General features: G+C 44.1%; 21 protein-coding genes and 1 tRNA gene. 11 read left to right on the top strand and 11 right to left on the bottom strand.

The genetic code is table 11. The features are described from left to right. Positions 1-33 precede the first annotated feature (33 nt). Entirely contained in the window at positions 34-681 is a 648-nt protein-coding gene (locus tag JGK16_RS06885) for a sigma-70 family RNA polymerase sigma factor (protein WP_293177564.1), read from the bottom strand. A 223-nt stretch (positions 682-904) separates the two neighbouring features. Between JGK16_RS06885 and JGK16_RS06880 the strand changes: the two genes are divergently transcribed. The 3 genes from JGK16_RS06880 (at position 905) to JGK16_RS06870 (ending at position 3,289) form a co-directional block, all read left to right on the top strand. Next, positions 905-1,627 carry a phage Gp37/Gp68 family protein gene (locus JGK16_RS06880; RefSeq protein WP_293177567.1) on the top strand — a complete coding sequence of 241 codons (723 nt, stop codon included), beginning with the start codon at positions 905-907 and terminating at the stop codon, positions 1,625-1,627. Between the two features lie 137 nt (positions 1,628-1,764). Then, on the top strand, positions 1,765-2,694 hold the full coding sequence (gene rpsH, locus JGK16_RS06875) for a 30S ribosomal protein S8 (protein WP_293190039.1): 930 nt from the start codon (positions 1,765-1,767) through the stop codon (positions 2,692-2,694). Then, positions 2,678-3,289, top strand: coding sequence for a HEAT repeat domain-containing protein (locus JGK16_RS06870; protein WP_293177573.1), 612 nt, complete (start codon positions 2,678-2,680; stop codon positions 3,287-3,289). The genes rpsH and JGK16_RS06870 overlap by 17 nt, the downstream gene beginning before the upstream one ends. A gap of 155 nt (positions 3,290-3,444) precedes the next feature. Here JGK16_RS06870 and JGK16_RS06865 read toward each other — a convergent pair whose 3' ends face one another. Then, positions 3,445-7,392 carry a hydantoinase B/oxoprolinase family protein gene (locus JGK16_RS06865; RefSeq protein WP_293177799.1) on the bottom strand — a complete coding sequence of 1,316 codons (3,948 nt, stop codon included), beginning with the start codon at positions 7,390-7,392 and terminating at the stop codon, positions 3,445-3,447. Between the two features lie 70 nt (positions 7,393-7,462). Beyond that, complete coding sequence (locus JGK16_RS06860) at positions 7,463-8,323, bottom strand: M20/M25/M40 family metallo-hydrolase (RefSeq protein WP_293177576.1); 861 nt, start codon at positions 8,321-8,323, stop codon at positions 7,463-7,465. Between the two features lie 47 nt (positions 8,324-8,370). On the opposite strand from JGK16_RS06860, the gene JGK16_RS06855 reads away from it, so the two are divergent. The 3 genes from JGK16_RS06855 (at position 8,371) to JGK16_RS06845 (ending at position 10,325) form a co-directional block, all read left to right on the top strand. Continuing rightward, positions 8,371-9,537 (top strand): AAA family ATPase, encoded by a 1,167-nt coding sequence (locus JGK16_RS06855; protein WP_293190037.1) that lies wholly within the window; start codon positions 8,371-8,373, stop codon positions 9,535-9,537. Between the two features lie 81 nt (positions 9,538-9,618). Beyond that, positions 9,619-9,909: a hypothetical protein gene (locus JGK16_RS06850; RefSeq protein ID WP_293177582.1), complete on the top strand. Its 291-nt coding sequence runs from the start codon at positions 9,619-9,621 to the stop codon at positions 9,907-9,909. Then, positions 9,876-10,325 carry a PIN domain-containing protein gene (locus JGK16_RS06845; protein WP_293201069.1) on the top strand — a complete coding sequence of 150 codons (450 nt, stop codon included), beginning with the start codon at positions 9,876-9,878 and terminating at the stop codon, positions 10,323-10,325. The genes JGK16_RS06850 and JGK16_RS06845 overlap by 34 nt, the downstream gene beginning before the upstream one ends. On the opposite strand, the gene JGK16_RS06840 is transcribed toward JGK16_RS06845, so the two are convergent. Together JGK16_RS06840 and JGK16_RS06835 are read right to left on the bottom strand one after the other, a co-directional pair. Then, on the bottom strand, positions 10,322-11,392 hold the full coding sequence (locus JGK16_RS06840) for a DMT family transporter (RefSeq protein ID WP_293190051.1): 1,071 nt from the start codon (positions 11,390-11,392) through the stop codon (positions 10,322-10,324). The genes JGK16_RS06845 and JGK16_RS06840 overlap by 4 nt on opposite strands. A gap of 91 nt (positions 11,393-11,483) precedes the next feature. Then, the gene (locus JGK16_RS06835; RefSeq protein ID WP_293197552.1) at positions 11,484-11,846 is read right to left on the bottom strand and encodes a hypothetical protein; all 363 of its coding nucleotides are present in this window, start codon (positions 11,844-11,846) and stop codon (positions 11,484-11,486) included. Between the two features lie 143 nt (positions 11,847-11,989). On the opposite strand from JGK16_RS06835, the gene sppA reads away from it, so the two are divergent. After that, positions 11,990-12,808 carry a signal peptide peptidase SppA gene (gene sppA, locus JGK16_RS06830; protein ID WP_293177588.1) on the top strand — a complete coding sequence of 273 codons (819 nt, stop codon included), beginning with the start codon at positions 11,990-11,992 and terminating at the stop codon, positions 12,806-12,808. Positions 12,809-13,035: 227 nt separating this feature from the next. Beyond that, a complete protein-coding gene (gene aroH / locus JGK16_RS06825) occupies positions 13,036-13,443 on the top strand; it encodes a chorismate mutase (RefSeq protein WP_293177591.1) in 408 nt (135 codons plus the stop codon). A gap of 343 nt (positions 13,444-13,786) precedes the next feature. Here the strand turns inward: aroH and JGK16_RS06820 are convergent, their stop codons facing one another. Continuing rightward, a complete protein-coding gene (locus JGK16_RS06820) occupies positions 13,787-14,362 on the bottom strand; it encodes a Uma2 family endonuclease (RefSeq protein ID WP_293190035.1) in 576 nt (191 codons plus the stop codon). A gap of 133 nt (positions 14,363-14,495) precedes the next feature. Next, the gene (gene crtR, locus JGK16_RS06815; RefSeq protein ID WP_293177805.1) at positions 14,496-15,386 is read right to left on the bottom strand and encodes a beta-carotene hydroxylase; all 891 of its coding nucleotides are present in this window, start codon (positions 15,384-15,386) and stop codon (positions 14,496-14,498) included. Positions 15,387-15,456: 70 nt separating this feature from the next. On the opposite strand from crtR, the gene JGK16_RS06810 reads away from it, so the two are divergent. From JGK16_RS06810 to JGK16_RS06800, 3 genes are all read left to right on the top strand, one after another. Then, complete coding sequence (locus tag JGK16_RS06810) at positions 15,457-15,705, top strand: hypothetical protein (protein WP_293202899.1); 249 nt, start codon at positions 15,457-15,459, stop codon at positions 15,703-15,705. Between the two features lie 109 nt (positions 15,706-15,814). After that, complete coding sequence (gene pyk / locus JGK16_RS06805; RefSeq protein ID WP_293190033.1) at positions 15,815-17,602, top strand: pyruvate kinase; 1,788 nt, start codon at positions 15,815-15,817, stop codon at positions 17,600-17,602. Between the two features lie 92 nt (positions 17,603-17,694). Beyond that, a tRNA-Thr gene (locus JGK16_RS06800) sits at positions 17,695-17,766 on the top strand. A 26-nt stretch (positions 17,767-17,792) separates the two neighbouring features. On the opposite strand, the gene JGK16_RS06795 is transcribed toward JGK16_RS06800, so the two are convergent. The 4 genes from JGK16_RS06795 to JGK16_RS06780 all read right to left on the bottom strand — a co-directional run bounded on the left by JGK16_RS06795 (position 17,793) and on the right by JGK16_RS06780 (position 25,771). Further along, complete coding sequence (locus JGK16_RS06795; RefSeq protein WP_293190031.1) at positions 17,793-20,594, bottom strand: site-specific DNA-methyltransferase; 2,802 nt, start codon at positions 20,592-20,594, stop codon at positions 17,793-17,795. Further along, positions 20,587-20,994, bottom strand: a complete 408-nt coding sequence (locus tag JGK16_RS06790) for a DUF5615 family PIN-like protein (protein ID WP_293177715.1) — start codon at positions 20,992-20,994, stop codon at positions 20,587-20,589. Before JGK16_RS06790 ends, JGK16_RS06795 begins: the two co-directional genes overlap by 8 nt. Next, positions 20,978-24,262 carry a BPTD_3080 family restriction endonuclease gene (locus tag JGK16_RS06785; protein WP_293190029.1) on the bottom strand — a complete coding sequence of 1,095 codons (3,285 nt, stop codon included), beginning with the start codon at positions 24,260-24,262 and terminating at the stop codon, positions 20,978-20,980. The genes JGK16_RS06790 and JGK16_RS06785 overlap by 17 nt, the downstream gene beginning before the upstream one ends. A gap of 450 nt (positions 24,263-24,712) precedes the next feature. Beyond that, a complete protein-coding gene (locus JGK16_RS06780) occupies positions 24,713-25,771 on the bottom strand; it encodes a potassium channel protein (protein WP_293190027.1) in 1,059 nt (352 codons plus the stop codon). Between the last annotated feature and the right edge of the window lie 70 nt (positions 25,772-25,841).

Here is a 25,841-nt window from a genome sequence, read left to right as displayed (position 1 = left end):
AAGAATAATTGATATTAGCGGAATTCTCGGCTGCTAGACAAGTGCTTGTTGATAATCGAGATTTTCATCCAGATAAATAGCGCGAATATCCTGCGGCAAATTTGACTCTAAAGTTTGATATCCTTTTTGCAGCAAAGCCCTAACTTGAGCGGGCGAAATAGCTTCACCTTCTGCTTGCAAATAAGCTGCAATTCGAGTTTCGCTCCAGCGGAAAGTCTGGGCCATCAACACGACTAAACGTGGCAGTGGCGCCAACAATTCTAAGGCTTGTCTGACGTAACACCACAGGGGAGGCGAAGCGGATTGCAAAGAGTAGTGAATAGACTCAACTGGGGGTAATTCGGCTTGATTGATGCAGACAGCGGTGACATTAATCAGCCAGTTTTGGAGACTGAGATTGTCGCCATCAGGATCTTGGGTTTCGCGGCGCAAATCGAGGCCTCGGAGCTCGTGATAGATGTGCTGCCAGGTGTGGGCGAAGAGGTAATCGCCTTGTACGGGCGATCGCACGGAATGGCGGATCAGGGAGTGTACAATTTGAGCGTAGCGGCAAAAAATCGCCGTGAAGAAGCGGCCCTGATCGGGATGGTTTTGAAACAGGGTCAATAATTCCTGATCGCTGTGATGGAACAGGGATTTGACCACAGGGTGGTTGAGTTCGGAAAAAACTGGTGCTTGCACAATTGTTCTGTAAAGGTTTTGGGTATCAATGCTGTTGCAGCCCGATTCTACACTACGATCTACATTTAATGCAACTGCTTAAAAAGTGTTGATACTTAAGTCAATTTTAATTATATAATGGAGTTGTAGGTGATGCTGCATTCATCTAAATTGATACATATAAATTCTATGTATCCAGCGCATCTAAAAAGATAATTAGTTGTTTCAAGGGTCAAGTGTTTGTATGTCTAGCATTAATACTGGTATCGAGTGGTGCGATCGCACATGGAATCCAACAACTGGCTGCGATAAAGTCAGTCCCGGCTGCACCCATTGTTATGCAGAAGCATTAACAAAAAGGTTTCACACTAATTTTCCTAACGGCTTTGATTTAACACTCCATAGGAATCGCTTGGAAGAACCAAAACGCTGGCGAAAACCGAGCCGTATTTTCGTGAACTCGATGAGCGATTTATTTCATGAAGAAGTGCCAATAGATTTTCTCAAAGAAGTTTTTGAGGTAATGCGTGAAACTCCCTGGCATATATATCAAATTCTGACCAAAAGACACGAACGCCTTCGAGAAATAGCTGACAAATTAGACTGGCATGATAATATTTGGATGGGAGTTTCTGTTGAAAATCAAAACTACGTTAACAGGATTGACTGTTTGCGACAAGTACCCGCTAAAGTCAGATTTCTATCATGCGAACCACTTTTAGGTAATTTAGAACTAGATTTAACAGGCATTAATTGGGTGATTGTTGGCGGAGAATCTGGGGTAAAACACCGTCCCATCCAAGCAGAGTGGGTTGAGAATATTAAGCAGCAGTGCGAGGATGCTGAAGTCGCATTTTTCTTCAAGCAATGGGGAGGTAGAACACCTAAGGCTTCTGGGAGACTTCTGCATGAGAAAATTTGGGACGAGATGCCGGAAGGATGGGATAAACATCAATCTAGTGCATAAATAACAACAGATTCGATTTGTGATATAATAGGAGAGCTTACATACAGATTAATGATTTATCAACTTATTTGTTAGTTCATCGTGTGAAATTAGCACTATTAATTAATATTTAGTAAGTTACTTTGAAGGTTAAAAGTATGCTGATAAGTAATGCAGTGCGAGGCAAAGCGAATACTCCAGTTAGCTCTAGAACGATATATTCTAAGTTGACGACCATATATATTACCAAGAAAATAGTCAAATTTGGAGATGTTGTATATCAATTTTGTAACGTTAGTGGATTTAAAATAACTGGAGTTGATATTATAAATCCCTTAGTAACTACCGGGATATTTGTTTTGTTTTTTATCGGCTTGGTTTTGGCTTTTACAGATATAAAAGGTCTGGGATTTTTATTGATGGTCACAGCATTATACGCAATGCCAAATATTTGGCTCAAAAAATATGGACTGGAAGTATCTATGAATTCTGGTGAAAAAGCTGTCTTTACTACAAATGATATAAAGGGTCTCAAAGAAGTAATTGCAGAATTATCCAAATTCATCGAGAGTGACAATGAAACAGAAAATTGTGTCATAGATATTAACGATCGAAATATCTCATTGGCAAGATATATCGAAAATCAGGAAATAACCTGCGGAAATTTTGGTAGCTATACATCATTCAATCCGCCAAGCACAACATACGAGACAAGCGCAAATTATGAAGATGCGATCGCCCAGACAATCGCCTGCATTCGGGAAGCTAACCTAGCAGGGAATTTAACCGTCGTAGTTCCAGCAACAGAGGCAACTATCCACCTCGTACAAATAATAAAGAGTCAAGGATTAATCGCTAACTTCGAGTTAGTAGCCGACGCAAAGAACAAACATTTACTCCTGCACCTCAATTCTAAAGGGAACAACAGCAGCAACAACAAAATTACCGATCGTCAATTCGACTGGCTCAACCAGGAATTTCCAAAAGAGATAGTTCCCTTACTGCAAGATTTGGAAAGTCAAGATCCTGCTGTTCGTGCTAAAGCTGTATTGTCATTGGGAGAATTCTACAGTGAGCGAACAAAATGAGTTCACCGAGTCAAAAACCAGGACAATTGAGTTGATATGTCATATTTTGCAAAACGATCCGTCTTCTCTTGTTCGCATTAACGCTGCTGAAGCTTTGGCTAAAATGGGTGCTGACAGCAAAGAGGCGATCGCTACTCTATATCAAGCTGCATTGGAAGATAGCGATCCAAGTGTTCGGGCTAGTGCTGTTGCCGCCCTTGGAGAGATTTACAGAAATGCTATAATTTTTAATGTACTAAATCAAGCCATTAACACTATGTCAGAGCGCAAAGTACAAATGAACTTTAACGCCCCCGTCACAGGTGCTGCGGGGAATGTTGAAGGTGACTTCATCAATAATCCACCTCAGAATTTAGTTGATGCAGCAGCAGAAATTCAGCAATTGTTGAATCAAATAGCTCAGACTAATCCAACTATGACTGAATCCGCTGTAGCTGTAGCTATTCAGCATGAAATAAAGGAAAATTCCACTCTTAAACAGCGGTTGCGAAGTGCTTTAAAAGCAGGTGGCATTGAAGCATTGAAAGCAATCTTCAATCATCCGCTAGTCAGCGTTCCTATTGAAACAATTAAGGGTTGGATAGAAGCTGAATAATATTAAGATATCGCACTTTTTGTATACCGTTCGCAGGAGTTAAGCTGTTCGACATTCAAACTGCACTATTTGTGTGCCAGACCCCATACTGTAAGGCGTTGAGGCAATAAATTTAAATGACTAACAGCTTATCACCCTCGATCCGATGAAGGCTATTAACCGCGATAGCTAGGAAAACCATAACCTCCGCCGCCAGGAGTTTCAATTACAAACACATCCCCCGATCGCATTTCGACACTCGCCGTACTCCCCAATTCCTCCACATTTCCATCAAATCTTTCAACATAATTTCGCCCAACTTTCCCCGCTTCACCTCCATGCAAACCGCAGGGAGAAATCACCCGCCGCCCGGAGAGAATTCCCGCAGTCATCGCTTCCAGAAATCGCACTCGCCGCACCACTCCATTACCGCCGCGATGATTTCCATTTCCCCCGCTATTAGCCCGGATTGCAAAACTTTCCAACAACACCGGAAACCGCCATTCCAACACCTCTGGATCGGTTAAACGCGAATTAGTCATGTGAGTTTGCACCGCATCTGTGCCGTCGAAATTTGCACCAGCACCCGAACCGCCGCAAATTGTTTCATAATATTGATAGCGTCGATCGCCAAATGTGAAATTATTCATGGTGCCCTGAGAAGATGCGATCGCACCCAGCGCACAATACAAAGCATCCGTAATATTCTGCGAAGTTTCCACATTTCCCGCCACCACCGCCGCCGGATAACGCGGATTCAGCATACAGCCAGCGGGATTGATGATTTCGAGAGGCTTCAAACAGCCAGCATTCAGAGGGATATCGTCATCTACCAAGGTGCGGAAAACATACAACACAGCCGCTTTACACACCGCAGCGGGAGCATTAAAATTGTTGAATTGTTGGGAAGAAGTGCCAGTAAAATCTATTTTTGCACTGCGCGCAGACTTGTTAATTGTAATAGCTACTTTAATTTGTCCGCCGCTATCCATCGGATAAGTAAACTCGCCGTCAGTCAAAACCTCAATTACGCGCCGCACAGATTCTTCAGCATTATCTTGCACAAAACCCATATAAGCTTGTACTGTTTCCAAGCCGTAATGTTCTACCATCTTGACAAGTTCTGCTAAACCGCGATTGTTGGCGGCAATTTGGGCTTGCAAATCGGCGATATTTTGTGCGACATTGCGAACCGGAAAATCCCCGGCTGTCAGAATTTGTAGTAATTCTGTTTCTCGGAATTTACCCTCGCTGACTAGCTGAAAATTGTCAAACAATACGCCTTCTTCAGTGACTATTTTACTATTGGGAGGCATGGAACCGGGAGTGATGCCGCCGATGTCGGCGTGGTGTCCCCGCGAAGCAACATAAAACAAAGGAAGCGAGGAATCACGATTAAATACTGGAGTAATTAGGGTGATATCTGGTAAGTGCGTGCCGCCATTGTAGGGATTGTTAGAAACATAAACATCGCCCGGTTTAATAGTATGACTTTGTGCTAGGATTAAAGCTGAAACACTTTCGCTCATGGAACCGAGATGCACGGGAATGTGCGGCGCGTTGGCAACTAATTGCCCGTTTGCATCGAAGATTGCACAGGAAAAGTCGAGGCGCTCTTTGATGTTGACTGAGGAACTTGTATTTTGTAAAGTCACGCCCATTTGTTCGGCGATCGCGCGAAACAAGTTATTAAAAATTTCTAGCAAAACTGGATCTGATTTAACCGCCGATGAATGGGTTTTAACTGCATTCATCTGTGTGGATCTGCGGTTCAAAATTAAGTCATTGTTTTCGGTAATTTCGCCTTCCCAACCCGGTTCTATGATATTAGTTCCAGTTGCTTCGACAATCATCGCCGGGCCCGTAATGCAGTCGCCAGATCGCAAATCGTCTCTCTGATAAACAGGCGTTTCCCGCCATTCAGCAGCAACATACATTTGTACAGGCAAGATGCCTGTGCCACAAGATGGGGAAGTTGTTGATGCTTCAGCCACAGGCAAGATGCCTGTGCCACAAGATGGGGGATTTGTTGATGCTTCAGCCACAGGCAAGATGCCTGTGCCACAAGATGGGGAAGTTGTATAATTATCAGCCACAGGCAAGATGCCTGTGCCACAAGATGGGGGATTTGTATAATTATCAGCCACAGGCAAGATGCCTGTGCCACAAGATGGGGAAGTTGTAGAATTATCAGCCACAGGCAAGATGCCTGTGCCACAAGATGGGGAAGTTGTAGAATTATCCAGTACATCCATTGTTTCTACAACTTCTACAGAAACTGCTTCTACAATTAGCGATTTTTCCGGCATAATAAAACTGTAACGCTGTCGGTGTGCTGCTTCAAAATCAGCCTGCATCTCCTCAACACTCCCAGCAAAATTCACCATCAAAACCGAATCGCTTCCCTGATATTTAAGATGCAGCTTCCTCACAACCAAAACCTCTTTCTCTCCCTCTGCGCCCTCTGCGCCTCTGCGGTTCAATTCCCCTTTTCCCTCCGCCTCCAATTGCGCTAAAATATCATGCAAATCCGCAATTAATTCAGCAGTTAATAATTGCTCGATCGCCCTTTCGCGCATAGCCCGCACATCAGCCAAACCCATACCGTAGGCGGATAATACCCCCGCGTAGGGATGAATAAACACCCGTTTCATGCCCAAACTATCGGCGATCGCACAAGCGTGTTGGCCGCCCGCACCGCCAAAACAGCACAAGGTATACTCGGAAACGTCGTAACCGCGCTGAAGCGAGATTTTTTTGACCGCATTAGCCATCTTTTCCACCGCGATCGCCAAAAACCCCTCCGCCACCTGTTCCGGTGTCCTCTCGCCCCCAATTTCCCCCGCTAACTGCACGAATTTTTGCTTAACTACGTCAGAGGCGATCGGCAAATCTCCCGTCAATCCAAACACTTTCGGGAAAAAATCAGGCTGAATTTTCCCCAACATCACATTACAATCAGTCACCGTCAAAGGGCCGCCCTTCCGATAGCAAGCAGGGCCTGGATTTGCGCCCGCAGACTCCGGCCCGACACGGTAGCGCGCGCCGTCAAAAAACACGATCGAACCGCCACCGGCTGCTACAGTGTGAATTGCCATCACGGGCGATCGCAATCTCACCCCTGCAATTTCAGTCTCAAATTCGCGTTCGTATTCGCCGTTAAAATGGGCAACATCTGTCGAAGTTCCGCCCATATCAAAGGTGATGATTTTGTCAAAACCAGCCTTTTTACTCGTTTGAACTGCACCGACAATTCCCCCAGCCGGGCCTGATAAAATACTGTTTTTTCCTTGAAATTGGGCGGCATCAACTAAGCCGCCGTTTGATTGCATAAACATTAATTGGGGGAATTGGGCATTGGGAATTGGGCATTGGGAATTGGGCATTAATAATCCCTCATTCCGAGAACCTACCTCAATTAACTCACTGGTTATTTGTTCGACATATCGGCGTAAAATCGGAGATAAATAAGCATCGACAACCGCAGTATCTCCCCGCGAAACTAATTTCATTAAAGGGCTGACTTCGTGAGATACTGATATTTGACTAAAACCAATTTCTCTGGCTATTTGAGCAACTTGTTTTTCGTGTTCCGAATAGCGGTAGCCGTGCATAAAGACGATCGCACAACTGCGAATTCCGTCATCGTAGGCTTGCTGCAAAGCCGGGATAAACTCAGGATTGACAGCAATTAACTCTTCACCTCGGGCGCTGTAACGTTCTGCAACCTCAATAACGCGATCGTACAACATCTCGGGCAGCACAATGTGGCGGGCGAAAATATTCGGGCGATTTTGATAGCCAATTCTCAGCGCATCGCCGAAACCTTTGGTAATTAACAGAATAGTGCGATCGCCCTTACGTTCCAGTAAAGCATTTGTCGCCACCGTCGTCCCCATTTTAATCGCTGCAATCTTGTTCGCCGGTATCGATTCCCCCGCCTCAATCCCCAAAATATCGCGAATTCCTTGCACTGCTGCATCGGTGTAGCGATCGGGATTTTCCGACAGCAGCTTGTGAATAACTAACCTACCATCAGGACTTTGGGCGACAATATCGGTAAAAGTACCACCGCGATCGATCCAAAATTGCCAGCAAGTGCGATCGGGAAAATCAACATTCATATCTTTTTCTATCATCTTCTTTCTTTATTCCTTCGCGTTTTTCGCGTCTTCGCAGTTCATTAAAATAAAATTATAGATATCGAATAGCCTCAACCAAGCCCCCACAAACACCAGCCAAAAAATCCAAATCCAAAGTCTCAATCTTATCACTCGGTTGATGATAGTGCGGATTCCGCATATTAGCCGTATCCGTCACCATAATCGCCGGATAACCATTATCCCAAAAAGGAACATGATCGCTGCGGCGAGTATCCGGCACAATCAAACCTCGATTCGGCACCGGCAACCACTCGCAATCCTGACCGACTTTGCGGATATTTCTGCTCAAAGTAATCATATCGCGCACAGTCCGCAAGTTCCCAATTAAAGCAATAAAGTTGCCAATATTCGGATAAAAATATTTTAGTCCAGCCGGATAGCTTTGGGAGTTCGGAGTGCGATCGCAATAACCCAACATTTCCAAAGCAATCATCAACCGAATTGACTGTTGCTGTTGCTTGCATTTAGCTGCATAATGCCTGCTTCCCCAACAACCAGATTCTTCCATATCGAACGCAACTAACTGTACTGGATATTTTAGCGGTTGAAGTGCGATCGCCCTTGCGAGTTCCAGCAACACAGCAACACCCGTAGCATTATCATCAGCCCCAGGCGTCCCCGGCACAGTATCGTAATGAGCGCCTATAATAATCGGCAAATTTTCTTGCTTCCCCCCCTTAGCAAGGGGGGGATTGAGGGGGGGTAAATCCAAGATAAAATTGTGATGAATTCGCCCGCGCACCGCAAAATCGTCGGTTTCTACAGCGCCCCACTGTCCCAACTGTTCGCGAATGTATTGCTGCACATAGAAGTGCCCTGCGGATGCCAAGTAAGGATTGCGATCGCGTACAATTTGAATTAGGTGGCTGTGCAGGCGTTCTTTTAGATCCATGACATCCGAGATACAATGAGTACATTCAGATTATAGGGGATTTAATTATGATTAAAGAAGTCAGAATCAAAAATTACAAGTCTATTCAAAAGCTGAAGCTGGAATTAGGACGAGTCACCGTACTGATTGGCGAAAATGGCTGCGGTAAGAGCAATATTTTGGAAGCCATCGCCCTGGCTTCGGCGGCTGCTAATGATAAACTGGATAACGAGTTTCTTGCTGCACGGGGGATTCGGGTGACAGAACCTCGATTTATGCGATCGGCTTTTGAAAAAGATAATCTTACTAAAGATATCAGCATTGAATTAAGACAGAATGATAAAGAACAATTTAGTTGTATTTTACAAAATGATAATTCTCCCTATTCTCAGTGGATTAGTAAAAAATTTTTTGGTAATTCTGAAATATCTACAGAGAATGCTCTTAAACTTTTTGTTGAGCAATACGGGGGACAAGACAAACTTTTATCAATTTTAAAAGGAGCAACTCAACTAACGGAACAAGAATTATCAATATTCAACAAGGATGTAGACTCATTTATTGAATTATATTATCTAAATAAGTTTATTGTTTACTCCCCTGAAAACCCAGCTTTACGAACCTTTGAAAAAGAAGGGCAAATTCAACCATTAGGCATTAATGGTCAAGGTTTGTTTAAACTTATAAATATCTTGAATGCAGATAACCCAGATAAACTTAATCAAATCAAAGACAAGCTGCAATTGATAGATTGGTTTAAAGATTTTGAAATTCCTCACAATCTATCAGCGATGCAAACTTCTCTCCAAATTACAGATAGATACTTAGATACAGATTTAAGTTATTTCGACCAAAGAAGCTCGAATGAAGGCTTTTTGTTTTTACTGTTTTACTTTACCTTGTTCATAAGCGATATCACACCTAAATTTTTTGCAATTGACAACATTGACGCTTCTCTAAATCCTCGATTATGCCGCCGGTTAATCGAAGAATTAGTCGAACTAGCAAAAAATAACGATAAACAAGTCATCTTGACAACTCATAACCCCGCTGTTTTGGACGGCTTAGATTTAGATGATGATGAACAGCGGTTGTTTGTGATTTCCCGCAACCAATTAGGTTATACTAAAGCTAGACGTATTCTCAACCCGGAACCTTTGGATGGACAAGAACCTGTAGATTTATCAGAGGCATTTTTGAGGGGCTATATCGGCGGACTTCCTGAAAATTTTTAATATGATTAAGTTTGGATTGATTACAAAGGGACTTACCGAATTTTTATGTCCTATAATAGAGACAAAGCTTAGGAGATTAGTATGCAAGCATACAAACTTAGAGGTAAAATAGATGAGGCTGGGAATTTGGTAGTTTTGGAATCCCTGGATATGCCAGCCGGAGATGTGGAAATCATCGTTTGGCCGGTGGCTGATGCGGTTGTCAGTTCCCCACAGCTAGTAATCCAGTCAGAAGAAGCTAACCTTAAAAGAAAAGTGAAAACTAAAATCAAGGCTTTGCAAGCCTGGTTTGAGAATACTCAGCCTGTCCCGCCTGACTTCGATGCAGAGGAAGCTAGATGGGAAGCTTTGAAGGAGAAACACAAGCTATGAAAATCTTGCTAGATACCAATATCATCTTAGATATCGCCCTTGAACGACAGCAATTTTTTGGTGAAAGCGAACAAGTTTTGTCCTTTGTTGAACAGGCACAAGTAGAAGGTTATATTTCAGCCTCTACTTTTGGCGATATTTACTACATCATACGCAAAGTTAAAGGTCGAGATTCAACGCTTGAGTTTTTGAAATATATAGCCACATTTTGTCAAGTGGCGACTGTGGATAGCTCTGCTATTTCAATGGCATTAATTTCCAACTTCAAGGATTTTGAAGATGCGATTCAGTATAGCACTGCCGTAGTCAATCAAATTGATGCCATTGTCACCCGCAACCCGCGAGATTTTCCGGTGACAACTCCTCGAATTGTCACTCCCAATCAGTTAATTGAAGAGTTAACCAATTCTGTCTAAACCTCCGGCTCCAATTCTGTAGCCCGCACTTGCACGGGAAATTCAACTGCATTCAACTCCGACGACTCTAATAACTGCACTTCCTCCTCAGAATTCGCTGCACCATTCCGGCCTTTCCCCAATTTCTCAGCCAAAGTATCCCGCTGATTAATCAAATAAATACTTACCAAAGTCAGCCCGACTCCCATCGATTGCAGCGGATTCAATACTTCGCCCAACAACAAATTGCCGAACAGCAAAGCAAAAATCGGAGTCAGAAAAGTCAGAGAACTTAAACTCGTCAAACTGCCGCTTGAAGCAAAGTAAAAGAATAAACCGTAGGCGATCGCACTTCCGAACACAGTAGAATACCCTAAAGCCATCCAACCCGACAAATCGATATTCACAAACTGCCCCGACTCAGTAGCCGCCGAAATCGCCAACAACGGCAAACCGCCTAAAATCATGTGCCAGCCCGTCGCCACCACCGGGTCAACATAGCGGCACACCCACCGCACCAAAACCGTACCTACAGCCATCGACAAAGCCGCCAACAGCATCAACCATTCCCCGCCCTGAAACACACTTTCGATACCCGCAGAAACCTGCACATTTTCAGGATGAAACAGCCCCAAAATAAAGCCATCCGGCAATCCAATCAAACTGATGCCGATAACGCCAATTACTAAGCCCAACCAGCCCCAAAAACCTATTTTTTCTTGAAACAGCCACAAACACAAAATCGCCACGGCTAGCGGTTGAGAATCAATCATCACTGAACCCAAACCCGCACCGGTTCTCGCCAAACCTTCGGCTAAAAATCCTTGAAACAAAGTGCCGTCAACTAATGCAAACAGCGAAATCCACAGCCAAGCTTTCCAACCCTGCGGCTGCTTTTTTCCCATCAAAGCCGCCGCCAGCAACACCAACACGCCCGCAGGTAATAAACGCACGACAGCCACAAACAGCGGTGTCGTGTGTGGCATCACCCCTTTCATCGCTACCATCGCGGTTCCCCACAGGAAAAACGGCGCAATGAGTAACAGCGGGGCAAAGGGCAGTTTGGAATCGGTAAGTTTTAGCTGCATGGCGGAGGCTCCAAATAATTGATGAGAGTGGCGCTCTCGGGAATGATGTAGATTTGTTAAGCAATTATTACAATTATATATCGAAGGTGGGTTAAGTGCGATCGAACGGGCAAGATGCCCGTTCCACAATTTGTGAAATTGGTTGTAGAACAGGCATCTTGCCTGTTGCAGTTCCACAATTTCTGCAATGGTTGTGGAACAGGCATCTTGCCTGTTGCGGTTCGACAATTTGTGAAATTGGTTGTAGAACAGGCATCTTGCCTGTTGCAGTTCCACAATTTCTGCAATGGTTGTGGAACAGGCATTTTGCCTGTTGCAGTTCCAAAATCAGTGAAATGTGTTGTGGAACAGGCATCTTGCCTGTTGCAGTTCCAAAATCAGTGAAATGTGTTGTGGAACAGGCATCTTGCCTGTTGCATTCCAAAATCAGTGAAATTGTTTGTGGAACAGGCATCTTGCCTGTTGCAGTTCCAAAATCAGTGAAATTGGTTGTGGAACAGGCATCTTGCCTGTTGCGAACACAAGCACAACATCTAACCCAATGAATAAGGCACACTAGAAGTGAGATACAAAATTTCACATTGCCCGAAACTGCCCATGATTTGGCCATTCAAGCCCCGCTACCGCAAACAAATCGCCCGCATCGAAGTCACCGGAGCGATCGCCGGAGAAACCCGCAAACGAGTTCTAGAAGCGCTCAAAACCGTTGAAGAGCGCAAATTTCCCGCCTTGCTGCTGCGGATAGACAGCCCCGGGGGCACTGTCGGCGATTCCCAAGAAATTTACAGCGCCCTCAAGCGTTTGGGCGAAAAAATCAAAATTGTCGCTAGTTTTGGCAATATTTCAGCTTCTGGCGGAGTTTACATCGGCATGGGAGCTCAACATATCGTTGCTAATCCCGGTACAATTACCGGCAGCATCGGCGTGATTATCCGGGGTAACAATCTAGAAGGGCTGCTAGAAAAAGTCGGCGTTTCTTTTCAAGTGATTAAATCCGGGCCCTATAAAGATATCTTGGCATTCGATCGACAATTGACCGAGCCCGAACAGCAAATTCTGCAAGACTTGATCGACAGCAGCTACCAGCAATTCGTGGAAACCGTCGCCGAAGCCCGGAAACTCCCCGTTGAAAACGTCAAAACTTTTGCCGACGGTCGCGTTTTTACCGGCCAGCAAGCCTTAGAATTGGGTTTGGTCGATCGACTCGGAACCGAAGAGGACGCTCGCCGCTGGACTGCCGAACTCGCAGGCCTCGACCCGGAAAAAACCGAATGCTGCACGCTAGAAAAACAAAAACCTTTCCTAAATCGCGTTTTGGGGAGTAGTCTGGATACATCCGGGCTTTGGGCTTACAAGAATTTGCTGGAATTCGAGCTGTCTACTAGCGGTTTGCCGCTGTGGCTGTATCGCCCGTGATTAAATAAATTAGTCATTGGTTATTGGTTATTGGTTATTGGTTATTGGTTATTGGTTGTTGGTTGTTGGTTGTTGGTTGTTGGTTGTTGGTTATTGACAAACCAACAAATAACAAGTAACCCTTCGACTCCGCTCATGGCAACGCAAATAACAAATAACAAGTAACAAATAACAAGTAACAAATAACCAATAACCATTGACAACTAGCAACTGACAACTGATAAAAAATGGAGAATATTTGCGTGGATTGGCAAGTGCGGGCGATTCGCGGGGCAACAACTGCCAGCGATAATTCGGTAGAAGCAATTCGAGAAGCGGTGAGAGAACTGTTAGATGAATTAGAAACAAGAAATAATTTAGATCCGGAATTAATAATTAGTGTTACGTTTTCTGTTACCCGCGATTTGGATGCTGTCTTTCCGGCTGCGATCGCCCGCGAACGCCCTCGGTGGTGCAATGTTCCTTTGTTGGACGTGCAGCAAATGTACGTTAAGGGTTCATTAGAACGCTGCATCCGCTTTTTAATTCACGTCAATTGGCCCGCACACACCGAAATTTATCATCCTTATTTGCGCGGAGCTCAAAATTTGCGGCCCGATTGGAATTTAGCCGTTGCAGTTGCTGCGGAAAAATAAGAAAATCACTTTTTGATTGATTCAAGAGTAAACCCACCAGCCATGGTGGGTTGATTTTTAACTGAGGAATGAAAAGATGTAATAACAAAATGAGTGATTACAAAGGATGTAACTACTGCCAACATTTTCGAGCAGACGGAACTTGTCCGGCTTTCGATCCAGGTCTAATTCCCTTAATAATTGTTGACGCGCAAATCAAACACACTAAGCCTTTGAAAAATCAGAAAAACACAATTGTTTACGAGCCAACTGAAAAACACATAATGTACAGGTATAGTCCTGATTAAGTATTGATGAAGTTGAGCTATTAGCTGCAATTGTTATGGATTGCAACAGTCTGTTGTTAATCCCAGATTTGCCGTAAATTCAAGGTAAATCCCGGCAACACATCTACCGAAACAGTTTGAGGTGCTTGCAATACCTCAACTTCTCGATCGGGGCGATAAATTTCCATTTGTTGCTTTTTGCGGTTAATTAACAAACCCAGACGACAGCCATTGTCGATATACTCTTGCATTTTGTCTTGAGTTTTTTTCAGGCTATCGCTTGGTGAAAGAATTTCAATCACAAAATCGGGACACAGCGGGATGAATTTTTCTCTTTGTTGTGCAGTCAAAGCCTCCCAGCGAGATTTTTCGACCCAAGAGACATCGGGAGATCGATCGGCTTTGTTTGGTAGAGTAAACCCTGTCGATGAGTCGAAGACTTCGCCGAGTTGAGTTTGCTCGTTCCAGATTGCCAGTTGTACAATCAGTTTGACGTTACGTTTTCCGGTTTCTCCTCCTGTCGGCGGCATCACGATTAATTCTCCATTAGGGTTCCTTTCTAGTTTTAAATCTGGGTTTTCTTGACAGAGTAAATAAAACTGTTCTTCGGTAAGTTTGATAATTGGGTTGAGGTCGAGAGTAATTTGGGTCATGGCAGTTGCGATCGGCTGAATTGAAATAGGCTTCTCCAGCAGATAAATTTATTTTAGCTTACCTTTTTCGGTTGGGATTGGCTTAGATAAAAAACATAAAAAAACCGGCTTCTCGAAGAAACCGGATTTTTTGTCAATCAGTGGCTTTCTTGTGATGCAGCCTAATCCCTAAAAAGATGTCATATATAAAACTCCAAAAGTCCTTTTTACCTTCCAATATTCCCAGACTTTGAGGAGAACCCTTTTCATCTAACAGCGGCTTCACAGCTTCATAAGCTGGCTTGTAATTGTACCAAGGAATTGAAGGCCACAAGTGATGGATCAAATGATAGTTCTGTCCCAAAATTAAAATATTCAGAATTGGACTAGGATATACTCTGGCATTTTTCCAGCGATCGCGCTCGTGAAACGGACGGTGTGGCAAATAATCAAAAAATAAGCCCAAGGCTAACCCCACTACCAAAGCAGGAGAAAACCAAAAGTTCAGCACATAGCCTAAATGGTCGTATTGAATTGAGAGATAAACCACTCCGATCACAAACAAACGGCTGAAAAACCATTCCCAAAGTTCGTATTTCCGCCACAGTTTGCGCTTAAAGAAGAAAATCTCGTGGTAAAAAAACCTCGCAGCAATTAGCCACAGAGGCCCACCCGTAGAAACATAATGGTCTGGATCGTTATCTGGGTCGTTAACGTGGGCGTGATGCTGCATATGTACCCGCGTAAATACCGGGAAAGCAAAGCCCAACATCAGCGCGCTACCGTGTCCCAAAATAGCGTTAATTGTACGATCGCGGTGCGCCGCGTTGTGAGACGCATCGTGAATCACCGTTCCAGCCATGTGCAACGCCAGCACGTTCAGCGAAAAACAACACCAATCCGGCCAGTCCCCGTACCAGTAACCCACAAAGGAAATCGCGATAATCGCTAATGCACTCAAAAACAACAGCAGCGTCGGATTCAAGTCACCCGGAGGACTCAGAAACTCTTTCGGCACTGTCAGCGGCCGTCCTGCCTCCGACATTTTTGTTAACACTCCTTAATATTTCACACTTGCGTAGTATAAGATACAAGTCTGCCAATAGTAAAGTTTCGTGAAAAAACAGAGTCCGATCGCCAGACAGTTGCCTCTGCACAAGAAGCCAAGTATTGCTGCGGTGAAACGATCCCAATCCTCGATTAGCCGCATAGCAGAGCAGCTCAAGTCTAATAAATGGGTATATCTGTATTTATGTCAACCCTGGGAGCGGAAATATTTTCTAAAAAAGCCGATCGCCAAGAAAAGATTACCGATCGGTAAAAAGTCAGATATTCTATATATTGGTCAATGCCTGCTGTTTTGACGACTATCAAAATTTTTAAGACTTGAGACTAGCGTCATTGCTTGTACTGAAAGATGAAAAGTTAGCCGAAATTTAAACTAGAAATCCTCCAGCCACCCCATCTCAATTCATGCAACTGCCAAAAGCCCTACGCCGAACTAAAATTGTAGCCACCATTGGCCCAGCAACATCCGACCCAGAAGTGCTCCGCAACCTCATAGAAGCTGGCGCCACAACTTTGCGACTCAACTTTTCCCACGGAACAGAAGATGACCACCAGCGCAGCATTCGCTTAATCAGACAAACGTCCTTTGAACTCAACCAGCCGGTCGCCATCCTCCAAGACCTTCAAGGCCCAAAAATTCGTTTGGGGCGCTTTGAAACAGGCTCTATAGTTGTCAAAAACGGCGATCCTTTCATTTTGACCAGCCGCCCGGTAGCCGGCACAGAGCTGATTTCCTCCGTCACCTACGAACCCCTAGCTTCGGAAGTCCCAGAGGGAGCCGTAATTCTGCTCGACGACGGAAAAGTGGAAATGCGTGTGGAAAAAGTAGACCGCGGCGCGGGAGAATTGTACTGTCGCGTCGTTGTCGGCGGCCCGCTTTCCAACAACAAAGGCGTGAATTTTCCGGGCGTATACCTGTCAATTAAAGCGCTCACGGATAAAGACCGCAAAGATTTAATGTTTGGCCTCGACCAAGGTGTCGATTGGGTAGCCCTCAGCTTCGTGCGGAATCCCCAGGATATGCTCGAAATTAAAGAACTGATTGCCAGTGCGGGCAAGCAAGTACCGGTAATTGCTAAGATCGAAAAGCACGAGGCGATCGAACAAATGGAAGAAATTCTCGCCCTTTGCAACGGCGTGATGGTCGCCCGGGGCGATTTGGGCGTGGAACTCCCCGCCGAAGATGTGCCGATTTTGCAAAAGCGCTTGATTGCAACTTCCAACCGCATGGGGATTCCGGTGATTACCGCTACCCAGATGCTCGACAGCATGGTCAACAATCCCCGTCCCACCCGCGCCGAGATTTCCGACGTAGCCAACGCGATTCTGGACGGAACCGATGCGGTAATGCTCTCCAATGAAACAGCAGTCGGCAGTTTCCCCGTCGAAGCGGTGGCGACGATGGCGAGAATTGCAGTGCGGATGGAGAGGGAAGGAATTAGGGGCAATATTAGAAATGTAGAAGATGTTGGTCGATCGATCACCAACGGCATCAGCCAAGCAGTCAGCCAAATCTCCGAACAGTTAAACGCAGCGGCCATCATGACGCTGACCAAAACCGGAGCCACAGCCCGCAACGTCTCGAAATTCCGACCCAAAACACCGATTTTGGCCGTTACTCCCCACGTAGACGTAGCCCGACAACTGCAATTAGTATGGGGAGTCAAACCATTACTGGTGCTGGATTTGCCCTCAACAGGCCAGACATTTCAATCTGCCATTAATGTCGCCCAAGAAAAAGAGTTCCTGTGCGACGGAGATTTAGTAGTGATGACAGCCGGTACTCAGCAAGGGGTTGCCGGCTCGACGGATTTGATCAAAATTGAGGTAGTCACAGCAGTTTTAGGCAAAGGCACCGGTGTCGGTTTGGGATCTGTGAGCGGCATGGCCAGAGTTGCTCGCACTGCTGCGGATGTAGCCAATTTCCACGCAGGAGACATTTTAGTAGTAGAACGCACCAGCGCCGAGTTTGTAGAGATGATTCGCAAAGCAGCCGGTGTAGTAACGGAGGAGGAAAGTTTGACTTCTCACGCCGCGATTATCGGTTTGCGTTTGGGCGTGCCGGTGATGGTGGGTGTGGAGAATGCCATGCGGGTAATTCGGGACGGCACGATGCTGACGCTGGATATGCAGCGTGGCTTGGTTTATTCCGGGGCCCGCGGCGGCTCAAATGACGGAGAACTTGCGGTTTAACAAGTTCTGAGTTTTGGGTTGTGGAGTTTTTCATGAAATTCTACAGCTCATTGCTTTTTTGTTGAATTTGTGCTATAATTCATAATCGTCTTGCCGATGTAGCTCAGTGGTAGAGTAATCGATTCGTAATCGATCGGTCGCGGGTTCAAATCCCGCCATCGGCTTTGGGTTTTGTGAAGTGTCAAAAGTTCTAAAGACTTTCATACACTTTTAACACTTCATCCCCGTAGTGGTTAATCACCTTAACCGCAATCTTTCCCGATTTACCATTCTTGCCTTTGGGAGAATCAAAAGGACGGCTAGTAGTAGAATACATCTGACTCCAAGCATCTTCATCAATTTCTGCTTTCAGCGCCCGCTTTAATTTTTCATAAGGTTGGTTAGCACCTGTAAAATAGGCATGACGCACAAAAAAGCTTTCCTCATTGTAGTCAGTGTCAATAAACCAACAAGCAATATCATCAGGCGAACTGCTGCGAATCTCCCCGGTAGTGGGATCGTAAATATCTAAACCTTTTAAGGTGACTACTAGCTGACCATTTTGGCGTTTTAACTCAATATCTGGTTCGCCAAATACCATAAATAAATTACCAGCCCCTGTTTTCTTGAGCAGTTCATCACCCAGTAACAAATCAGGATTCATGCGAGTGATTAAAACTTGCAATTTGCCATAACGTTTTGCTTCTTCATTAACATTAGGTTCAAAGGCAAAACCGCAGACAATTAATACATCATTCCCCAAGCCTTTAACAGCTTCTTTGGCAGCTTCTTTGATATCATCAACGCTGACAGTGCCGTATTCTGGCCCGATGTGGACTGCTACCCGCTTGATGGTTTCATCGCTTTCTGCGTACTCGCCTACAGCATGAATGTAAGTACCCGCATGAGATTCTAAATACTCTAAATTTTCAAACTTGAGGCGTTGATTTTTTAAAGTATTTTGGATTCCTGCCCTTTTCAGGTTGTCAATGATTCTGACTTCAAATTGATCTGATGCTTGGGTAACGCCTTCCTGTTCTGAGGCTGGGTATGCTTCATCAGTAGAAAGAATGCGGTGAGGTGAAAGACTTTCGACAGTAAACGGGCCAGTTATCCGAATGCGTTTATTGTTTTCATAAGGTTTGTCATAGAGTAGTTCCGTATCCGCATTACGGGCAATAGATTCATCGATTTCTTCCTGCCGTTGTTGCCTGAGTTGCCACCATTTAGCTATTAATTCTTTAGCTTCGTCTGACCATTTAGCATCGGATTCTCTGGGAATTTCCCATTCTTCCCAGGATTTTTTGAGTAACTGGTTTAATTGAGTGCGAACTGGTTCTAGTTGTAACTGCCATTTGGCATGGATAGTATCAATTTCTGGATTATTGGCGATTGATCCCAATGTAACATGAGGAACGCGCTTATAAACAAAGCCTTTTTTGATTGCGTTGTCTGTCTTAGGTTGTGTTGATGGCAGTTGTTTAGTGATTTCCGCTTCTTTCTGGATGCCGTCAGGGGAATCTGCTAGGAAGTAGTAGGGATATTTAGCAGACATGAGGCGAGTTCTAGCTAGTGCTAAAGCAACACGGCTTGTGTCGATGGTAATCCAACGTCTTCCCCATTGTTCGGCAACATACGCTGTGGTTCCAGATCCGCAGGTTGGATCTAATACTAAATCACCGGGATCTGTAGTCATTAAAAGACAGTTTTCAATTATTTTGGGATTTGTTTGAACTACATAAACTTTGCTTTCCGAGAAACCACCAGCCGTTTTTGCCCAAACATTTGTAATTTGGCTAACAGGGTAATCATCAAAAAAAGATTTATATCTAAGATATCCACCTAGTTTAATTATTCGGTTAGCTAATTTTAATCTTTGTATTCCTGGCAAATGCGTTTTCCAGCTTTTGCCCCTTAATGGATAAAATTTTTCGCCTTGATAATCAATAGGAAAATTTGTACTAGCTCCCCAACCAGTCGCAAGTAAATCGATGCGTTGAAAAATTTTTAAGTTATCGCTAATATGACTTTTTTCCTGCTTGTCTTCAGTTGTTAATCTCTGATGATTACCATCAATATCCTGTGCTAGAGTAAATTCAGAATTGCTTACTAAATTTTTTTCTTCATAGAGCTGTCTATATTTAACACTTTCTTTGTTTTTGGAGTACCAAATAATATAATCTTGAACCCCAGCGATGTATTTACTGCCTAGAGAAACTTTAGTAGTAGCAGAAATTTGACTAATAAAGTTTTCGCTCCCAAAAACCTCATCCATCAAACACCGAACCAAATGCACATTGTCATCCCCAATCTGCACAAAGATACTACCAGTTTCCGTCAATAACTCTCTTGCTACAACCAACCGATCGCGTAAATAACTCAAATAAGAATGAATCCCTAACTCCCAAGTATCCCGAAACGCTTTCACCTGTTCCGGTTGCCTTGTTACTTCTTCAGCCTTCCCATCTTTAACATCGCGCTTCCGAGTCGAAACCTGCCAATTAGAACCAAACTTAATCCCATAGGGCGGGTCAAGATAAATCATCTGCACTTTACCCTTTAAACCCTCCTTCTCCGCCAATGAATTCATCACCAACAGCGAATCACCCAGAATCATCCGGTTAGCCCACTTCACCCCATCCTTATGCTGATAAAAGTCAATTAATTGGTCAAACTCTAACCCATTGAAATCACTAAATAAACTTAATTGTTCCGCTGGCTGTTCTTTCTTAACCTGCTTCTTAAAATCCTCAATAATCGCATGGGGGTGTATTTTCTCCTGAATATAAATCGGCACAGCAGGCACTTCTAAATCCTGACTGTCCTGTTCGTCTTTCCCCTGCCACACCAACTGCGGATCTAAAGATGGATCGCGGGGATAGAGAACTTTTTGAGGTTTTTTCTCGTCGTCAGCCATAAAATCACGCAACTCTTCAGTAGGAATATTAGCCCGTTTATCCTGATGTTTCACACTATCAATAGGTGTAGATTTGTCATTCTTTTTCCTAGGCATTAGTTATTTCCTTATAGATAAATGTTTGAATTTTACAGCCTTTGACATTCTGCTTTTGTACTCGAAACAATCGAGACTTCAATTCACTGAAATCTAAAATCAATTCATGAATTTTTAAGGCTTGTTGTTCATAATCAAAATCTCCTTGACATTCTTTACACAGGATAATTCCACTGTGTTCTTTGACAAGCTTGTGTAGTTCAATAAAATCCTGCCTATTGAGCGTAATCACAGCCCGCTCTTGTTGATGGGCAAACTTGAGAACATCATCATCGGGAATTCCTTGATTAGCCTGTTTTGCGTCATAGGATGTCAACACATCATGTCCGAGATAACGAAGTTTGTTGACGATATCTAGGGGGAAATTTTCGTTAGAGTAAAGCCTAGCTATCTTCATCATCGTCATCCTGGGCAGCAATTACTCGATCGATTTCTGTTTGATGCTGTTCGTAGTATGACGAAGCTAATCTTAAATCTGCGGGAGTTAACCCCGGATAATTCCTCAGTATTTCCTCATCAGATGCCCCCAGTTTGTAAAAAGAAATAATTGTCCAGACAGGAATGCGTGTATTGCGTATCCTAGCGTTACCTCCACAAACACCAGGGGTTTTTTGAATGGTACTAATATTCGTGTCCGTTTGTGCTGTCTGCTTAGACAAATACATCCGAATAGATTTTTCGGCATTCCAAGGATCGGATATTTCTAAGAAATCCCAACGCCCTAATCCCCCGTGATTTTTTACTGCTGGTATCCAAAGAGTTCTAGCAGTCGCCACCTTAGCGGCTTTGTCCTTTCTCGCTTCCCCCGATACTTCCAAAATTAAATTCAATAGTTCTTTTGGCCCATCATTAATTCGCACAATAAAATCAGGCAAATAATTTCTCTGTTCCCCATTGAGAGTATAGGGAATAGTAAAGCCTAAATTGTGATTTTTTACATAGGAGATAACCTCATTCATTTGTTCTAAGGATTGCACCATCTTTGATTCCCAATTACTATCGAGTACCACATGGGAAACATGACATTTATGAGGGTTAGTCGTATAAACCGCACGGGCGGTGTCAAAGTCTACATAGCGAGTCGAACCAAAAGTATCATAGGGGCGGAGAATTGGCTTTAAAGATTTTCGCAACTCTCCTTCCACAATGGCATGATAAATCTTGTCTGTCGCATCGTGGGCAAATTCAGTCAGCATTAACAACTGAGGATAGGTATTGTCTTTGTAACGGACACATTCTTTGAGCCACTGTTTAGTTATTTGCAAAACTTGGGGAAACAACCAAGCTTGTACATCTGCATCAAAAAAATGTATTGTAGTTTTTTCTGGTTTCTGATTCCCATCCCATCGAAAATACTTTTCTAAGGTTAGTTTTGCCAACAAAAAAGCGACTTCCTGTTCTCTGTGGGATTTCAATTGATCCAATGTATGAATACTGGATTGACCAACAATGGGAGCATTGACTGTAAGAGTAGGCAAATCAGCCGTAGAAATAACATATTGACAAACATCTGTAAAATTAGCTGTTAATTTGCCCCTGCTAATGTCGTAGCGATAACCCGTCAATCGAGGGAAAGTAATTTCAGATTCATTTCGTTCTGCTAAAGCTCGAACACGGGTAGGGAGTGTTCCCCGCTTGGGTGTTTTATTAGAACCTGCACAGGGGATAAAAGCAAAGGGAATACCGTAAACTTCGGCATATTCGGGTTCATACATTCCCTCTTTATTCACTGCATAGTTAATCCGTCGCAGTCCCCGTCCAACAACTTGTTCGCACAACAACTGAGTGCCAAAAGCTCTTAACCCTAAAATGTGGGTGACGGTACTAGCATCCCATCCTTCAGTCAACATAGAAACAGAGACTACACAGCGAATGTGTTCCCCCAGTTTTCCGGGTTTACCAACGGTATTTAATACTTCGCGCAGTAACTCTTCTGGTGTGATTTTTTCGGGATCTTTACCTGGATATCTTTGTCGATATTCGGCTTTAAATTCTTCAATCTCCTGTGCTGTAATTTTTTTGAATTCAGCACTCATCGCCTCGCCTGATTCTAGTTGTTCGCTGTCTACCAGAATCGTGTTAGGTCTAGCTGTCCAGTTTTCGTTTTGGACGTTACTAAATAATGGTAGTTTACCGGGAGCTAAAACAGGTCTACCATCAGGATATTTTTTGCCAGTATCCCAGCCAGCAATATAGTCATAAACTAATTTAGAGACATTGGTATTATTACAAACAACGATAAATACAGGCGGTGTTTGTCCTCTGTCAGTAGCTTCTGTGTCCTGTTCCCATAATTCAAAAGCTTTTTTGTAGTTACTATAGAGACTTTCTAAGGCTCCCTCTAACTCTTTAGGAAGTTTTGGTTCGGGTGATGATTTACTTTCATCTTGGGTACTGCGTCCTTTCTTGGGGAGTTGATCGCGAATTAATGGCCAAATACTGCGATAAGCAGGCAATTCGCCTTTCATATTGTCGTCAGATACGGGGACGCGGGGAATTTTGACAATGCCTGATTCGATCGCATCAATCAAGGAAAAGTCAGAAACTACCCAAGGAAATAGATTGCCTTCTTGATAGCCAGAACCTTTTAAAAAGAACGGTGTAGCTGACAAGTCATAAACTACTTTGACCCCAATTTTTGACTTTATAGCTTCAATGCCAGAAATCCAAAGTTGTGCCTGATCGTTGCGTTTTTCTGCTTCTTTGCGGTCATCACCTTTGAGCTTGGCATCGTCATCACCAACGCGACGACGGTAACAGTGGTGAGCTTCATCATTAATCACGATAATGTTTTTCTTGTTTCCTAAACCTTTGCAAACTCGCCTTACCATTTGGTCTGGGGTTTCAGTGAAAGCACTTTTTTGTCCTTGGGCGAGAATATCTTTAGTTAACCGAGCTGCTGAATTAAGTTCTCGCAGTTTAAAGGCATGATAGTTAGTAATAACAATTTTAGCTTTTTCTAATTCTGGGATTAAATCTGGTGGTACTAGGTCAAGTTTTTTGTAGTAATTTTCAGCATCATTAGGTTGGAGTACCCGCAGGCGATCGCGCACGGTAATTCCTGGTGCTACTACTAAGAAAGCATCGCTAAATTTATTGTTCTGAGGGTTGGCGGCTTTATTAAGAGTATGCCACGCCATCAGCATTGACATGACTACTGTTTTACCGCTTCCTGTCGCCATTTTACAGGCCATGCGGAACAGCAGCGGGTTCGCATCTTCATTGAATTGTCGGAGTTGATTCTCAATCCAGTTATCGCCGCACTTTTTTGCAACTTCGGTGATATAGATAACTGTCTCTAAAGCTTCTATTTGGCAAAAATATAATTTACGTTCGCGATCGGGGTTAGTCCAATATGCCAACAATTTTTTAGTGGTAGGGGTAACGTAGAGATAGCCGCCACGTCTCCACAGGCTAACGCGATCGCGAATTTGGTTAATAAACTTGTTTTCTGCTACTCTGTCTTGTGTCCATTCACCTAGATTTAGCTCTAGTTGTTGAAACTGCTTGCTTTTTTTCTTCGGTTGGGCGATCGGGATAAAATAATGGCTGATGCGACGCTCTTCGAGAATTTCATCGGTAATACCATCATCGTCAAAGCGAAAGTGGTACTTGGGTTCCAAGAAGGCAGAGTTAATAATAGGATTTTCAATGACAACTTGATTCATCTATTTCCTGATACTTGTTATATGGACATAGCGATCGCCAATGATAGAGAATTCCTTATTCCCTAACCAATTGTCCCAAGGTCAGAGCAAATTCCCTCCAAATAGACTACCATCATAAATCATCCTTTTATCTATATTTTAACTGAAAATAAGTTACTTATATTTATATATCTACATAAAATATTATCTAAAATGATGGACTTCTGGAAATTGCTCATCTGCCCAAACCTCATAAAACAGTGCTGACACCAGCCATGCACCCACAAAGCAGAAATCTTAAACCTGGGCCCACAATTGGGACATTCCCAACCTGCGTAGGTGAAATCTGCCAAAGCGATCGCACCTCCCAACCCCACCAACTTCCCCAAGGATCGTCGGCGTTAACTCCTTCGCCTGTCGAAACCGCCCCAAAAGAGGACTGGCATTCCTCACGAGAAACCCCACATTGTATTAGTTCGGAGGGCGGGGGATGCGAAAACTTAGGGGGCTGAGGATTTGATTGAGGGCGCGCAATTGTTCGGCAGTACCCAAACAAATCAGCATATCTCCTCCTTCGATCGCAGTTTCTCCAGTTGGCCCGACAATCAAAGTGCCGCCAGCCCGTCGAATTGCTAACACTAATGCCCCGGATTGCGATCGCAATTTGGCATTTCTCAAAGTTTCTCCGACGTAGACACAACTATTCGGATCTACCAGAAATTCTTCCATATAAAAAGAACTATCCGTACCCGTCAATACGCCGTCTAAAAAATCCATCACCTGAGGGCGCAAAGCAGCCGCTGCCATCCGTTTGCCGCCCGTAATGTAGGGGGATACGACGGCATCGGCGCCGCCCCGCTGCAACTTCTTTACGGCTTCTTCTGTGGTGGCGCGGGCGATCGCCCGTACCTTCGGATTCAGAGTTTTCGCCGACAGCACAGTGTACAAATTCTCAGCATCCGACGGCAAAGCTGCTACTATGCAAATTGCGCGATCGATCCCCACATTCAACAAAGTTTCATCGAGTGTCGCGTCTCCCTGCACCGCCGTGTACCCCAACGCCAAAGCAGCCTGCACCGACTGTAGCGCCGAATCTACCACCACAAAAGGAATATTTTCTGCCTCAAATTCCAAGGCAATCTGTCGCCCCGTGCGCCCGAAACCGCAAAGAATGTAATGTTCGATCAAAGAATCCACCAAACGCCGCTGCTGCCTAATTCTTGCTCCTTCTTGAAAATATCCTTGAATCAGCGCTTCTGTAAAGCGGTTGACGATATAACCAATCACCATCACGCCCATCAAAATCAGGCACATGGTAAACATTCGCCCGCGTCTTCCGAGGGGGTGAATTTCACCGTAGCCGACAGTTGCTAAAGTAAATACAGTCATGTAAGCGGCATCGAGCAAAGGCCATTTTTCCACCAGCCAATACCAAAGAGTACCCGTGCAGAAAATGCCGCCAAGGGCGATGATGCCGCCCGTTAACTGTTTTTGCAGGCGCTGGTACTTTTGCTCTAAAGTTGAATACACCGATCGCCCTGACCTATTATTTATTACCTGCTACCAAATTTAAGCATATCAAGACTTAGGCAGAAACCCG

Source organism: Microcoleus sp. PH2017_09_SFU_O_A, assembly GCF_020738625.1.
Lineage (GTDB): Bacteria > Cyanobacteriota > Cyanobacteriia > Cyanobacteriales > Microcoleaceae > Microcoleus.
The sequence above is the reverse complement of the archived record's forward strand: the minus strand, read 5'-3'. Positions and strand labels throughout refer to the sequence as shown.